General features: G+C 72.8%; 12 protein-coding genes, 3 pseudogenes and 1 riboswitch. Of the genes and pseudogenes, 12 read left to right on the plus strand and 3 right to left on the minus strand.

Translation table 11 applies throughout. From position 1 onward, the window contains the following. Positions 1-169: 169 nt before the first annotated feature. A complete protein-coding gene (locus tag OG702_RS15355) occupies positions 170-328 on the minus strand; it encodes a putative leader peptide (RefSeq protein ID WP_327289444.1) in 159 nt (52 codons plus the stop codon). Between the two features lie 39 nt (positions 329-367). Beyond that, a riboswitch (SAM riboswitch) is annotated at positions 368-482 on the minus strand. Positions 483-671: 189 nt separating this feature from the next. On the opposite strand from OG702_RS15355, the gene OG702_RS15360 reads away from it, so the two are divergent. The 3 genes and pseudogenes from OG702_RS15360 to OG702_RS15370 all read left to right on the plus strand — a co-directional run. Next, positions 672-800, plus strand: coding sequence for a hypothetical protein (locus OG702_RS15360; RefSeq protein WP_327289445.1), 129 nt, complete (start codon positions 672-674; stop codon positions 798-800). 531 nt (positions 801-1331) lie between these two features. Beyond that, positions 1332-1412, plus strand: a pseudogene (locus tag OG702_RS15365) (hypothetical protein); the annotation flags it as partial. A 179-nt stretch (positions 1413-1591) separates the two neighbouring features. Next, a pseudogene (locus tag OG702_RS15370) lies at positions 1592-1741 on the plus strand (ABC transporter permease subunit); the annotation flags it as partial. A gap of 111 nt (positions 1742-1852) precedes the next feature. Here the strand turns inward: OG702_RS15370 and lysA are convergent. Further along, positions 1853-3202 carry a diaminopimelate decarboxylase gene (gene lysA, locus OG702_RS15375; RefSeq protein WP_327289446.1) on the minus strand — a complete coding sequence of 450 codons (1350 nt, stop codon included), beginning with the start codon at positions 3200-3202 and terminating at the stop codon, positions 1853-1855. Between the two features lie 16 nt (positions 3203-3218). Further along, positions 3219-3557, minus strand: coding sequence for an SAV_915 family protein (locus OG702_RS15380; protein WP_327289447.1), 339 nt, complete (start codon positions 3555-3557; stop codon positions 3219-3221). A 315-nt stretch (positions 3558-3872) separates the two neighbouring features. Between OG702_RS15380 and OG702_RS15385 the strand changes: the two genes are divergently transcribed. The 9 genes and pseudogenes from OG702_RS15385 to OG702_RS15425 all read left to right on the plus strand — a co-directional run. Continuing rightward, on the plus strand, positions 3873-4196 hold the full coding sequence (locus OG702_RS15385; RefSeq protein WP_327289448.1) for a plasmid stabilization protein: 324 nt from the start codon (positions 3873-3875) through the stop codon (positions 4194-4196). 16 nt (positions 4197-4212) lie between these two features. Continuing rightward, the gene (locus tag OG702_RS15390) at positions 4213-4716 is read left to right on the plus strand and encodes a DUF6328 family protein (RefSeq protein WP_327289449.1); all 504 of its coding nucleotides are present in this window, start codon (positions 4213-4215) and stop codon (positions 4714-4716) included. 93 nt (positions 4717-4809) lie between these two features. Further along, a complete protein-coding gene (locus tag OG702_RS15395; RefSeq protein ID WP_327289450.1) occupies positions 4810-5703 on the plus strand; it encodes a hypothetical protein in 894 nt (297 codons plus the stop codon). A 251-nt stretch (positions 5704-5954) separates the two neighbouring features. Further along, positions 5955-6044: a K(+)-transporting ATPase subunit F gene (gene kdpF / locus OG702_RS15400; protein WP_327289451.1), complete on the plus strand. Its 90-nt coding sequence runs from the start codon at positions 5955-5957 to the stop codon at positions 6042-6044. Further along, positions 6044-7708: a potassium-transporting ATPase subunit KdpA gene (gene kdpA, locus OG702_RS15405; protein WP_327289452.1), complete on the plus strand. Its 1665-nt coding sequence runs from the start codon at positions 6044-6046 to the stop codon at positions 7706-7708. The genes kdpF and kdpA overlap by 1 nt, the downstream gene beginning before the upstream one ends. Continuing rightward, a complete protein-coding gene (gene kdpB, locus OG702_RS15410; RefSeq protein WP_327289453.1) occupies positions 7708-9861 on the plus strand; it encodes a potassium-transporting ATPase subunit KdpB in 2154 nt (717 codons plus the stop codon). The genes kdpA and kdpB overlap by 1 nt, the downstream gene beginning before the upstream one ends. A 24-nt stretch (positions 9862-9885) precedes the next feature. Continuing rightward, a complete protein-coding gene (kdpC, locus tag OG702_RS15415) occupies positions 9886-10515 on the plus strand; it encodes a potassium-transporting ATPase subunit KdpC (RefSeq protein ID WP_327289454.1) in 630 nt (209 codons plus the stop codon). Positions 10516-10552: 37 nt separating this feature from the next. Then, positions 10553-13099, plus strand: a complete 2547-nt coding sequence (locus tag OG702_RS15420; RefSeq protein ID WP_327289455.1) for a sensor histidine kinase — start codon at positions 10553-10555, stop codon at positions 13097-13099. Positions 13100-13243: 144 nt separating this feature from the next. Further along, positions 13244-14326 (plus strand): annotated as a pseudogene (locus OG702_RS15425) (universal stress protein); the annotation flags it as partial. Positions 14327-14457: the final 131 nt, after the last annotated feature.

The following is a 14457-nucleotide window of genomic DNA, read 5'->3' on the forward strand; positions in this document are numbered from 1 at the left end:
TGGGTCTGCTGGACGGGCTTGCTCATGCGGGATGTGCCCTTCCTGGGTCTCGCGCGGGGCGCTCAGGCGGCGGCCACCGGGCGCAGGCATGCCGAACGGGGCCCGCGACGGGCGGGCCCGGGGCGTTCAGCGAGGAGGGAGGGAGGTGGGGACGGGGGGTGGAGCGGCGCTAGCCGGCCGTGCGCGGCAGCGCGGCGGGCCGGTGGTCAGGCCCCGGCACGGCCGTCGGCGTGCCCGGACACAGCGCGCCGGCGACGCGCAGGAGATCGATGTGGCGGCGGGAGAAGCGGCCGAGGAAGGGCAGCGACCGCCCAGTGGTGTCCTGCACCGCGTCACCTCCCGGTCCCGATCGGCCAACGCCTTTTCGAGTGCGCACTTGCCGAGCCGTCGTCGGCTCCGCCGGGTCCTCACCTGGAGCACCCCGCCGCGACGGAGGGTTGCCGGTCAGCCGGCCAGGGCCTTGGTTGCTGACACTCATGACCTGCAAGCACGGTAACTCCGGCGCGCCGCCGAACACAATCCCTCCCGGCCAGGAGTGACCCCCGTCGCCTCCCGCACCGTTCCGGCCATCGGGGGATTGTCTGACCGCTGCCCTCCGGTTAACGTGCTGTAGGCAAAGGTCCCGCAACCAGGGCGGACGAGCACGACGCGAAGAGGGCGAGGGGACGGACATGGACGCGATGCAGCGCGAGACCGCGTCGTACCCCGATGGCTCGTTCCGTACCCGGGTCACCCGGCGGCACGTCGATCTGCTCCGCGTCAGCAGCGTCCTGTGTCGGGAAACGCCCGCGGTCCGCTGACCGCCCGCGGGCCCGCCGATCGGCCCCGACTCCCCGCTCCACCCCGGCAGTTGACGCGCGCCCGATGACCGGCGCGCAGCCCGGCCGAGCGCGGCACCGCCTCTTCGCGCCTTCCTCCCGATAGCTCCGGGCGACCGTACGACACCCCCCTGCGGGGTGCCGTTCCGCTCCGCGCCGCCGTGCTCCCCGACGAGACGGGACACCCCCATGACCCAGCACGACATCCCCGGGCCTGCCACCGCCGCGCCCGGCCACCCCCCGCCCGTTCCGGCCGGGACCGTGCCCGGCCGGGCACCGCTGCGCCCCCTCGACAGCCGGCCGGCGGACCAGGACCTGCTGGCCGCGCGGCTGGTCCCGCTGCGCCGCCCCGGCCAGTGGATCTCCGCGGCGGTCCTGCTGGTGCTGTTCGCCATGCTGGTGCACACCCTGCTGGCCAACCACCGCTTCCAGTGGGGCGTCGTCGGCCACTACTTCCTGCACGGCTCGATCCTGCACGGTCTGGTCCTGACGCTCTGGCTCACCGCCGCCGTGATGACCAGCGGCTACCTGCTCGGCATCGGGATCGCCGCGATGCGGCTGTCCGGCAACCCGGTGCTGCGCGGCCTGAGCTTCGGCTACGTCTGGCTGCTGCGCTCGGTCCCGCCCCTGGTGCAGCTGCTCTTCTGGTACGAACTGGCCTCGCTCTACCCGCGGTTGTCGCTGGGGGTGCCCTTCGGGCCGGAGTTCGCCTCGGTGAGGACCGCGCACCTCTTCAGCGGCATCCTCGCCGCCTACGTCGGACTCACCTGGACGTGGCCGCGTTCGCCGGCGAGATCGTCCGCGGCGGCATCCTGTCCGTCGATCCGGGCCAGCGGGAGGCCGCCAAGGCGCTCGGCCTGCGCGACGAGCGGATCTTCCGCCGGATCGTGCTGCCGCAGGCGATGCCGGCCATCGTCCCGGCCTCGGGCAACCTGCTGATCGGCATGCTCAAGGCGACCTCGATCGTCAGCGTGATCGCCGTGCAGGACCTCGCGGGCCCGCGCCTCTCCCGGCGCGGGCCCGCGGCCCCGGGGCTACAGGCCGATGTCGCGGCGGTTGATGTCCTCCAGCGACTCACGGCGTACGAGCGTCCGCGCGGCGCCGTCCCTGACCGCCACCACCGGCGGGCGGCCGACCATGTTGTAGCTGGACGCCATGGACAGCTGGTAGGCGCCGGCCGCGGGTACGGCGATCAGGTCGCCGGGGTGGACGTCGCCGGGCAGCAGCGCCTTGTCGGCCAGGATGTCGCCCGCCTCGCAGTGCCTGCCCACCACCGTGGCGGGGGCCGGATCCGCGTCGGAGCGGCGGCCGATGAGCCGGGGGGTGTAGCGCACCCCGTACAGCGCGGGCCTGGGGTTGTCGCCCATGCCGCCGTCCACCGCGACGAAGGTGTGGCCCGGCGTCCGCTTGACCGAGAGCACCCGGTAGACCGCCACCCCCGCCGGCCCGACGACCGCGCGCCCGGGTTCCAGGGTGAGCCGGGGCACCGGCAGCCGCGCGTGGGCGCAGCCGTCGGCCAGCTCGGCCCCGAGCCGGTCGGCGAGCACCCGGATGTCGAGCTCCTTGTCGCCGGGGCGGTAGGCGATGGCGTGCCCGCCGCCGATGTCGAGCTGGGGCAGCACCAGCCCGTGCTGGTCGCGTACGTGCGCCATCAGCCCGACCATCCGGCGCACGGCGGCGGCATAGGGCCTGACCGAGGTGATCTGCGAGCCGATGTGGCAGTGCAGGCCCACCAGTTCCAGGTGCGGCTGGCCGACGATCCTGTCGATGGCGTGCTGCGCCGAGCCGTCCGCGAGGGACAGGCCGAACTTCTGGTCGTCGGTGCCGGTGCGGATCGCCGCGTGGCCGCCGGCCGAGATGCCGGGCACCACCCGCACCATGACCTGCTGCCGGTCGGTGCGCGGCACGATCGAGGCCAGCCTGGCGATCTCCGCCAGGCCGTCGACAACGATCCGCCCGACGCCGAGCCGGACGGCGGCGGCCAGGTCCTCCGGGCTCTTGGCGTTGCCGTGCATCACGATCCGGTCGGCCGGGAATCCCATGGCGACGGCCAGGCCCAGCTCCCCGGCGGAGCAGACGTCCAGGCCCAGGCCCTCCTCCTGCGCCCAGCGGGCGACGGCACGGCACAGGTAGGCCTTGGCCGCGTAGACCACGTCGGCGTCGGGGAAGGCCGCGCGGTAGGCGCGGCAGCGGTCGCGCACCTCGCCCTCGTCCAGCACGTACAGCGGGGTGCCGAACCGGTCGGCGGCCTCGGCGAGGGAGACCCCGGCGACGGTGACGTCGCCGTCCCGCACCGGCCGCGCGGAGGCGGGCCACACCGGCAGGCCCCCGGGCTCGCCGGGGAACGGCACCGGGACGGTGGGTATCAGGGATGAGACGGACATGGGGTACCCCCTCCACTCAGCCGATCAGAAGATCGAAGACGATTTTTGCGGGCGGCGCGAGCCTGCGGGCGGCCGGCGCGGAGAACCGCGGGTCGACGGTGAGGACGCCGACGCCCAGCGGCCGGGCGAGAGCCCGCAGCGCGGGCTCGGAGAGCCTGATCCATTCCTGGTCGGCCCCCAGGGTGGCGGCCAGCCGCTCCCGTGAGGTGAAACCGACCGCCGTACGCGTCCCTGGCGGGGTGCGGAAGAAGCGCGCCGCACAGCCCGCGGGCCCCGGCCGGACGGGGACGAAGAGCGGTCCGGCCGGGACGCGTTGAGAGGGCTCGGGGTCCTCGTCGTGATCAAGCACAGCCATGGTGTTCCTCCAGGTACAGAGCCTCGACAGCACCCGCGGCGGGCCGGGCCGCGGGTGCCTCGTTCCACGCTATTGCGGCGGGCGCGGCGGCCCCGGAGCCCCTGACACATGCTTGACGCGCACGGTCCCGGCACTGACGCGACGCTGACGCGGACCGGGGCCGGGGAAGGGGACGGCGCCCGGACGGGCCCGTACGGCACACCATCCGGACGGAAAACCCGGCTTCCCTGTGCCTGCGCGGCGAAGCCGGGTATCCGCACAGGAAGGATCTCCGCGGCCCGGCACGGGGATCAGGTCACGGAAGGGGTGGGCGTCGTGCCCAGAGGGTCGAGCGCCAAGCGTGAACGCCAGTACGAGCACATCAAGGACAGCGCCGAGCAGCGCGGCGAGTCCGCGGGCCGCGCGGAGGAGATCGCCGCGCGCACGGTGAACAAGGAGCGCGCCCGGGCGGGCGAGTCCCGTACCGCCAGCCGCTCCTCGCTGCGGGACATGTCGTCCTCGCGGCGCGGCGGCAAGCGCTCGCACACCGGCTCCGGCGGCCCCACGAAGGCGCAGCTGTACAACGAGGCCAAGCAGCGCAACGTCAAGGGCCGCTCCACGATGACCAAGGCCGAGCTGAGCAAGGCGCTCGGGCGCTGACGGCATGGCAGGGCACATGCCGGACAGGATCGACGACCCGGGCAGGCACGAGACAGCCGAGGAACGCGCGGACCGCCGCTGGGGCGACCTGCTCCAGGAGCTGCGGGTCGCGCAGACCGGAGTGCAGATCCTCTTCGGCTTCCTGCTGACCGTGGTCTTCCAGCAGCGCTTCACCGAGCTGTCCACCACCAACCGGCACCTCTACGTGGCCACGGTGGTCGTCGGCGCGGCGACCACCGGCGCCCTGGTCGGCCCGGTGGCAATGCACCGGCTGCTGACCGGCCGGCGCCTCAAGCCCGAGACGGTGGTGTGGGCGTCCAGGATCACCGTGCTCGGCCTGTTCCTGCTGCTGTGCACGATGGCCTGCTCGCTGCTCCTCGTCCTCCGGCTGGCCGTCCACGACACCGTCGCGGCCTGGCTGGCCGGCGGGATGGTGTTCTGGTTCGCCCTGTGCTGGCTGGTCCTCCCGCTGTGGGCCAGGCACAGCAGCGCGTCCGAGGCGGAGCGCGCCGAGGAGTGACCGCGGGCCGCGCACCCTCCCGCGACCGCCGGGGGTCGCGGTCCTACCATGACCGGCGGGACAACATCGGCGCGACGCGGGGGGGTGAGCGCTTTGCCGGCACAGGGGAGGCGGCGGGCGGCCGTGGTGGCGGGGCTGTGCGCGATCGCCGCGCTGCTGCTCGGTGCGTGCGGCTCGCAGGTGGCGGGACCCGGGGTGCGGATACACGGGTCGTCGCCGACGCCGTCCGGGCCGATCGCCTGGACCACGGCGGAGCCCTCCGCCGTCACCGCGGTCCGCGTCAGCGACGACCGCCGGGTCCTGATCCTCGACGTGCAGGTGCCCAGCGGCTCGAAGCCGTGCGTGCGGAAGCTCAAGGCGGTGCTCACCGACCCCATGACCGACATCGTGCGGGTCCAGGTCACCTTCTCCTCTCCCGCCGCGGACACCGCGTCCGGCTGTACGGGGGAGGCCACGGCGACCACGCGGGTCCGGCTGCCGCAACCGCTGGGCCGGCAGGACCTGGTCGTCGACAACTACCAGACCTACACCGCCGAGGGCGCCGCGCCGCCCGCGCTGCGGCTGTGCGGGAAGCTGGGCTGCCGCCCGCCCGCCACCGGCTGCACCCCCGCCTCCTACGACCAGGCACTGATCGCCGCCGACGCCCCGGCCCACACCCTGCGCGACTCCGAGGACTGCGACGGCACCTGGCTGGTGCTGGACTTCTCCTGGCGCACCGGCCCCGCCTGCGACGACCCGGCCGACGCCGCCTGCTCCTCCCGCCTGGGCGACCGCTACTTCTTCCGTGCGGCACCGGCCGGCTGGGTCCCGCTCACCTCCGGCGCGGCCGGCGGCTGCCGGGCCGTCCACCGCGTGGCCCCGGCCTTCCCGACGTCGATGTGCGCCTCCCTGCCGCCGCTGCCCGCCGCGCTGCACCCCGACCACTCGTCACCCACGGCGGGCAGCACGGCGTCCCACCGACAGCCCGCGGCGGCGGCCGGGCACTGATCCGGCGTGGCCGCCGCGTCAAGATGACATCAATAGGCCGTTCGGTGGCGTCAGGGGTGCGCTAACGCCGATGGGCGGGAGCGCTGAGGCAGGTTTGATGTCGGCGCGCCGGAATGTGCCGGCGCCCGTCTCGCCGCTTTGCTCCTCACCGATCCCCGGGGTGACCCGCGCATGCCAGATATCGCCTTCCTCGCGATCGTCGTCGCCGTCTTCGCCGTCATCACCCTGATCGCCAAGGGGGCGGAGCGCCTGTGAGCGCGGACAACCTCGTGGGCCTGATCGTGGCCGGCTGCCTGCTGGTCTATCTCGTGCTGGCGCTGATCTTCCCGGAGAAGTTCTAGTGAACGACACGCTCGCGGGCTGGCTGCAGATCCTCGCCCTGGTGGGCGCGCTGGCGCTGACGTACCGTCCGCTGGGCGACTACATCGCCCGGATCCTGACCACCGAGCGGCATCTGACGGTGGAGAAGATCTTCTACCGGCTCGGCGGGGTGAATCCGCACGTCGACCAGCGGTGGCCGGCCTATCTGCGCAGCGTGCTCGCCTTCGCCGCGGTGTCGGTGCTGTTCCTCTACGGCTTCCAGCGGCTGCAGAACCACTTCCTGCTGTCCATCGGGATGAAGGCGGTGGCTCCCGGCACGGCGTTCAACACCGCTGCGTCGTTCGTGACGAACACGAACTGGCAGTCGTACAGCGGTGAGGCGACGATGGGCCATCTGGTGCAGATGGCCGGTCTGGCGGTGCAGAACTTCGTCTCGGCCGCGGTGGGTATCGCGGTGGTGGCGACGCTGATCCGCGGCTTCACCCGCAAGCGGACGGACCGGGTGGGGAACTTCTGGGTCGATCTGACGCGGATCACCTTCCGGCTGCTGGTGCCGATGGCGTTCGTCTTCGCGATCGTGCTGGTCGCGCTGGGGGCGGTGCAGAACTTCCACGGTATCCAGCAGATCAGCACGCTGGTCGGTGACAAGCAGTCGCTGACCGGTGGTCCGGTCGCCTCGCAGGAGGCGATCAAGGAGCTGGGGACCAACGGCGGCGGCTTCTACAACGCGAACTCCGCCCACCCGTTCGAGAACCCGAACGGGACGAGCAACATCCTGGAGATCTACCTGCTGCTGGTGATCTCCTTCTCGCTGCCGCGTACGTTCGGGAAGATGGTCGGTGACCACCGGCAGGGTTACGCGATCCTGGCCGTGATGGGCCTGATCTGGGCCGCGTCGGTGGCGCTGATCACGGTCAACGAGCTGCACAGTGTGAGCAGCACGGCCGGTCACAGTGCGGGCGGGATGCTGGAGGGCAAGGAGCAGCGGTTCGGCATCTGGGCCTCGGCGTTGTTCGCGGCGTCCACGACGCTGACCTCGACCGGTGCGGTGAACTCCTTCCATGATTCGTTCTCGCCAGGTGGCGGCGGGATGACGATCTTCAACATGATGCTCGGCGAGATCGCGCCGGGCGGCACGGGCTCCGGGCTGTACGGGATCTTGATCCTGGCGGTCATCGCGGTGTTCGTGGCCGGTCTGATGGTCGGGCGGACCCCGGAGTATCTGGGCAAGAAGCTCGGTGCGCGGGAGATGAAGTTCGCCTCGCTGTACATCCTGGCGACCCCGGCGGTGGTGCTGATCGGCACGGGTACGGCGATGTCGCTGAAGGGTGAGCGGGCCTCGATGCTCAACACCGGCCCGCACGGCTTCTCCGAGGTCCTCTACGCCTTCACCTCCGCCGCCAACAACAACGGCTCCGCCTTCGCCGGCCTGACAGTGACCTCGGACTGGTGGAACACGGCGCTGGGTCTGGCCATGTTGCTCGGCCGCTTCCTGCCGATGATCTTCGTGCTGGCGCTGGCCGGTTCGCTGGCGAGACAGCAGCCGGTCCCGGTCACCGCCGGGACGCTGCCCACGCACCGGCCGCAGTTCGTCGGCCTGCTCACCGGCGTGATCGTGATCGTCGTCGGCCTCACCTATTTCCCCGCGCTCGCGCTGGGTCCGCTCGCGGAAGGCCTGCACTGATGTCCCTGGCGAGCAGCGGACCTCCGGCGTCCCCCGGGGGCGGGCCGAACCCGCAACCGGCGTCGCACCGCGTCTCCGGCGGGCTGCTCGACCCGAAGCAGCTGCTGGTGTCCATCCCTGACGCGGCCAGGAAGCTCGACCCGCGGGTGATGGTCCGCAACCCGGTGATGTTCGTGGTCGAGGTCGGCGCCGTGCTGACCACCGCTTTCGCGATCAAGGACCCCACCGTCTTCGCCTGGGTGATCACCGTGTGGCTGTGGCTGACCGTGGTCTTCGCCAACCTCGCCGAGGCGGTGGCCGAGGGCCGTGGCAAGGCGCAGGCCGAGACGCTGCGGCGTACGAAGACGGAGACCGCCGCCCGCAGGCTGACCGGATGGCGGCCGGGCGCCGGGGACGTCCAGGAGGAGGAAGTGGGCGCCGCCGCGCTGAAGCTGGGCGACCACGTGGTGGTCGAGGCGGGGCAGACCATCCCGGGCGACGGCGACGTCGTCGAAGGGGTCGCGTCGGTGGACGAGTCGGCGATCACCGGCGAGTCCGCCCCCGTCATCCGCGAGTCCGGCGGCGACCGCTCCGCCGTCACCGGCGGCACGAAGGTGCTGTCCGACCGCATCGTCGTCAAGATCACCTCCAAGCCCGGCGAGACCTTCATCGACCGGATGATCGCCCTGGTCGAAGGCGCCGCACGGCAGAAGACGCCCAACGAGATCGCACTGAACATCCTGCTGGCCTCGCTGACGATCGTCTTCCTGCTCGCCGTCGTCACCTTGCAGCCCTTCGCGGTCTTCGCGGGCGCCGAGCAGTCCATCATCGTCCTGGTCTCGCTGGTGGTCGCGCTGATCCCGACCACGATCGGCGCGCTGCTGTCCGCGATCGGCATCGCGGGCATGGACCGGCTGGTGCAGCGCAACGTGCTGGCCATGTCCGGCCGCGCCGTCGAGGCCGCCGGCGACGTCAACACCCTGCTGCTCGACAAGACCGGCACCATCACCCTCGGCAACCGCGAGGCCGCCGAGTTCCTGCCGGTGGGCGGGACCAGCGTCGAAGCGCTCGCGGACGCCGCCCAGCTGTCGTCGCTGTCCGACGAGACTCCCGAAGGCCGCTCCATCGTCGTGCTGGCCAAGGAGCAGTACGGGCTGCGCGGCCGCGAGCTCGGCAGCCAGGCCGAGTTCGTGCCCTTCACCGCGCAGACCCGGATGAGCGGCGTCGACCTCTCCGAGGACGGCGACCTGACCGAGGGCGGGGACCGGCGCAGCCTCCGTAAGGGCGCGGCCTCCGCGGTCATGCACTGGATCCGCGACAACGGCGGCCACCCCAACGACGAGGCGGGCCCGCTGGTCGACGCCATCGCGTCCGGCGGCGGCACCCCGCTGGTCGTCGGCGAGGTCGTGCACCGCGACGGCGAGGTGACGGCCACGGTCCTCGGCGTGATCAACCTGACGGACGTCGTCAAGGCCGGGATGCGCGAACGCTTCGACGAGCTGCGCCGGATGGGCATCCGCACGGTGATGATCACCGGCGACAACCCGATGACCGCCAGGGCCATCGCGGAGGAGGCGGGCGTGGACGACTTCCTCGCCGAGGCCACCCCCGAGGACAAGATGGCGCTGATCAGACGGGAGCAGGCCGGCGGCAAGCTCGTCGCGATGACCGGCGACGGCACCAACGACGCGCCCGCGCTGGCCCAGGCCGACGTCGGCGTCGCCATGAACACCGGCACCTCGGCCGCGAAAGAGGCCGGGAACATGGTGGACCTGGACTCCAACCCCACCAAGCTGATCGAGATCGTGGAGATCGGCAAGCAACTGCTGATCACCCGGGGCGCGCTGACGACCTTCTCCATCGCCAACGACGTCGCCAAATACTTCGCGATCATCCCGGCGATGTTCAAGGTGGCCTATCCCGGCCTGGACCAGCTCAACATCATGAAGCTGCACAGCCCGACCTCGGCGATCGCCTCGGCCATCATCTTCAACGCGCTGATCATCATCGCGCTGATCCCGCTGGCGCTGCGCGGGGTGCGCTACCGGCCGTCCTCAGCCTCCGCGCTGCTGACCCGCAACATCTGGGTGTACGGCCTCGGCGGCCTGGTGCTGCCCTTCGCCGGCATCAAAGTCATCGACCTGATCATCCAGTTCATCCCCGGCCTGCGCTGACCGACGACAGAAGGCACAACTCCCATGCCCGGCTCCCTTCCCTCCGTGGTCCGCAACCACCTGGTCGCCCTGCGGATGCTGCTGGTGCTGTCCGTGATCACCGGCGTGCTCTACCCGCTGGCCGTCACCGGCATCGCGCAGGCCGCGTTCGGCCACCAGGCCAACGGCTCGCTCGTCCACCACGGCGGCCGGGTCGTCGGCTCCAGCCTGATCGGCCAGAACTTCGACCTGCCGAAGAAGAACCCGGCCGACGCCGGCGAGGCGCCGCGGCCCGACCCGCGGTACTTCCAGCCGCGCCCCTCGGCGGGTTCCTACGACCCGCTCGCCTCGGGCGCCTCCAACCTCGGCCCGAACAACCCGGACCTGATCCAGGCGGTCGCGCAGCGCCGCAAGGACGTCGCCGCTTTCGACGGCGTCGACCCCGAGGACGTACCCCCCGACGCCCTGACCGCCTCAGGCTCCGGCCTCGACCCCGACATCTCCACCGCCTACGCCTACGAGCAGGTCGACCGGGTCGCCCGGGCCCGCGGCCTGTCCCCGGCCGCCGTCAGGAAGCTGGTGGCCCACCGCACCCACGGCCGGGCGCTGGGCTTCCTCGGCCAGAAGCACGTCAACGTCCTGGACCTCAACGTGGACCTCGACAGGACCGCATGAGGACCGGACACGCCACGTCACGCAAGGAGGGCGCCGCATGACGCCTGCCGGACTTCCCCCCGCCCCCCGCCGCTCCGCCGGCCCGCTGCGCAACGGCCGGCCCGGCCGGCTGAAGGTCTTCCTCGGCGCGGCCCCCGGCGTCGGCAAGACCTACCGCATGCTCGACGAGGGCCGGCGCCGCGTGGAGCGCGGCACCGACGTCGTCGTCGCCTACGTCGAGTGCCACCGGCGCCCGCACACCGAGCAGATGCTGGCCGGCCTCGACGTGCTGCCCCGGGCCGCACGCGACTACCGCGGCACCTCGTTCGCCGAGATGGACACCGACGCGGTCCTTGAGCGCGCCCCGCAGCTCGCCCTGGTGGACGAGCTGCCGCACACCAACGTCCCCGGCGGCCGGCACGCCAAGCGGTGGGAGGACATCGACGAGCTGCTCGCGGCCGGTATCGACGTCCTCACCACCGTCAACATCCAGCACCTGGAGTCGCTCAACGACGTCGTCCAGAAGATCACCGGCGTCCCGCAGCGCGAGACCGTGCCGGACGAGGTCGTCCGCCGCGCCCACCAGATCGAACTGGTCGACATGCCCGCGGAGGCGCTGCGCCGCCGGATGGCGCACGGCAACGTCTACGCGCCGGAGAAGGTCGACGCGGCGCTGTCGAACTACTTCCGGGTCGGCAACCTCACCGCCCTGCGCGAGCTCGCGCTGCTGTGGGTGGCCGGGCGGGTGGACGAGGCCCTGCAGAAGTACCGCTCGGAGCACGGCATAGGACGGGTGTGGGAGACGCGCGAGCGGGTCGTCGTCGCCCTGACCGGCGGCCCCGAGGGCGAGACGCTGATCCGCAGGGCCGCCCGTATCGCCGACCGCTCCGCCGGCGGCGACGTGCTGGCGGTGCACATCGCCCGCAGCGACGGGCTGGCCGACGCCTCCCCCGCCGCGCTGTCCCGGCAGCGGGCGCTGGTCGAGTCGCTGGGCGGCACCTTCCACTGCGTGGTCGGCGACCACGTCCCCACCGCGCTGCTGGACTTCGCCCGCGCGGAGAGCGCCACCCAGCTGGTCATGGGCACCAGCCGGCGCGGCAGGCTCGCCCACTTCCTGACCGGCCGGGGCGTCGGCGAGACCACGGTCGAGCGGTCCGGCGACATCGACGTCCACATGGTCACCCACGAGCGGGCCAGGCGCGGCCGGCTGCTGCCCACGCCCAGCAGCGGCCTGCCCAGGGTGCGCAGGGTGGCCGGGCCGCTCACCGGCCTGGTGCTGCCGGTGCTGCTCACCGTGCTGCTCAGCCACACCCGCGGCAGCCTCAACCTCACCACCGACGCGCTGCTGCTCCTGGTCGCGGTGGTCGGGGTGGCCTGCATCGGCGGCGTCGCCTCCGCGCTGCTCGCCTCGATCACCGCCTCGCTGCTGCTCAACTGGTTCTTCATCCCGCCGATTCACAAGTTCACCATCGGCGAGACGAACAACGCCCTCGCGCTCGCCGTCTTCGCGGTCGTCGCGGTCACCGTCGCGACCGTCGTCGACCAGTCGCTGCGGCTGTCGCGGCGGGCGGCGAACGCCACCGCGGAAGCCGAGACGCTGTCCTCCGTGGCGGGCGGCATCCTGCGCGGCGACCAGACGGTCGAGGTGCTGCTGAGCCGCACCCGGGAGGCGTTCGGCATGGACTCCGCCGAGCTGGCCCGGCGCACCGACCACGACGGCGACCCGGCGGACGACGACGCCGTGGTGGCGCCGGTCGGCCCGGACGACGTCCTGGTGCTGCGCGGACGCCGGCTGGCCGCGTCCGAGCGCCGGGTCTTCGTCGCCTTCGCCGGCCATGTGGCCGCGGCCCTGGAACGCGCCCGGCTGGCCGAGGCCGCCGCCGAGGTCGAGCCGGTCAGGGCCGCCGACCGGATGCGCACCGCCCTGCTGGCCGCCGTCAGCCACGACCTGCGCACCCCGATCGCCAGCGGCTGGGCGGCCGTCAGCAGCCTGCGCAGCCGGGACGTGGCCTTCAGCGACGAGGACCGCGACGAGCTGCTGGCCGCCGCCGAGGAGTCGCTTGCCCGGCTCAACCGCCTGGTGGACAACCTGCTCGACATGAGCCGCCTGCAGGCCGGCGCCCTCACCCTGCACCTGCAGCCGACCTCGCTCGCCGAGATCCTCCCGCTGGCCCTTGACACCCTGCCGGAGACCGCCGTGCCGGTCCTCGCCCAGGGCGTGACGGACACCGCCGACATCCTGGCGGACCCGCCGCTGCTGGAGCGGGTGATCGCCAACCTGGTGACCAACGCGGTGCGGCACACGCCCGCGGGCCGGAAAGTGCTGGTGAGCGCCAGCGCCCTGGACGAGAGGGTGGAGCTGCGGGTCATCGACCAGGGGCCCGGACTGCCCGCCGAGGACCGCGAGCGGGTCTTCGAGGCCTTCCAGCGGATGGGCGACACCGACAACGCCACCGGGCTCGGCCTGGGCCTGGCCCTGTCCCGCGGCCTGACCGAGGCCATGGGCGGCACCCTCACCCCTGAGGACACCCCGGGCGGCGGCCTGACGATGGTGGTGTCGCTGCCCGCCGCCGCGCCGGCCGCCTGCGCGGAGGCGCTGGTCTGAGGACGCCTCCGGCGCGCCGGAGGCGTGCCGGGTGGACGATGGAGGTGAGGGGTTCCCGCCCCGCGCGGGCCGTCGCGGCCCGGCGGCGGCGCGGCGGCCCCGGCAGGGGGGCCGGCTCGCCGGAAGGGAGTGGCCGTGCGCGGAATGCTGCGGGTCTATCTCGGGGCCGCGCCCGGTGTGGGCAAGACCTACGACATGCTCAGCGAGGGCCACCGCCGCGCCGACCGCGGTGCGGACGTGGTGGTCGCCTACGTCGAGGACTACGGCAGGGCACTGACCCGTGGGATGGCCGAGGGTCTGGAGACGGTGCCGCGCCGGACCCTGTCGTACCGCGACTGCACGTTCACCGAGATGGACCTCGACGCCGTCCTGGCCCGCCGCCCCGAGCTGGCGCTGGTGGACGAGCTCGCCCACACCAACATCCCCGGCTCCCGCAACGCCAAGCGCTGGCGGGACGTCGAGGAGCTGCTGGCGGCCGGGATCGACGTGATCTCCACCGTCAACATCCAGCACCTGGAGTCGCTCAACGACGTCGTCAGGAACATCACCGGCGTCCCGCAGCGCGAGACCGTACCGGACGACGTGGTCCGCAGCGCCGACCAGATCGAGCTGGTGGACATGTCGGCCGAGGCGCTGCGCCGCCGGATGGCGCACGGCAACATCTACGCCCCCGAGAAGATCGACGCCGCGCTGGCCAACTACTTCCGGGCCGGCAACCTCTCCGCCCTGCGGGAGATCGCGCTGCTGTGGGCGGCCGACCGGGTCGAGGAGGCGCTGCTGCGCTACCGCGGCGACCACGGCATCCAGCGCCCCTGGGCCACCCGGGAGCGCATCCTGGTCGCCCTGTCCGGCGGCCCCGAGGGCGACACCCTCATCCGGCGCGGCAAGCGTGCCGCCGCACGCGGCGCCGGGGGCGAGCTGCTGGCCGTCCACGTCGAGCGCGAGGACGCGCCCGACACCGCCCCCGTCGGCTTCCTGACCCGCCAGCGCGCCCTGGTCGAGGAACTCGGCGGCGCCTACCACGTCATCAGCGGCGACAACCCGGCGCACGCGATCCTGGACTTCGCCCGCGAGGCCAACGCCAGCCACATCCTGATCGGCGCCACCCGGCGCGGCCGGCTCAAGCGGCTGCTCTCCCGGGGTTTCGGCGAGACCGTCATCGAGGGCTCGGGACAGGACATCGACGTCTACGTCGTCAGCCACGCCGAGGCCGCCCACGGCCGGCTGCTGCACCGGCGCACCGACCCCGAGGAGCCGCCCGCGCCCGGCGACGACCCGTGCGCGCCACCGCTGTGACCGGCTCCCGCCCGGACCGCGCGACCCGGCCGTATCAGCCGATCGGTTGATACGGCTGAGCC

It is taken from the genome of Streptomyces sp. NBC_01198 (assembly GCF_036010485.1).
Classification (GTDB): domain Bacteria; phylum Actinomycetota; class Actinomycetes; order Streptomycetales; family Streptomycetaceae; genus Actinacidiphila.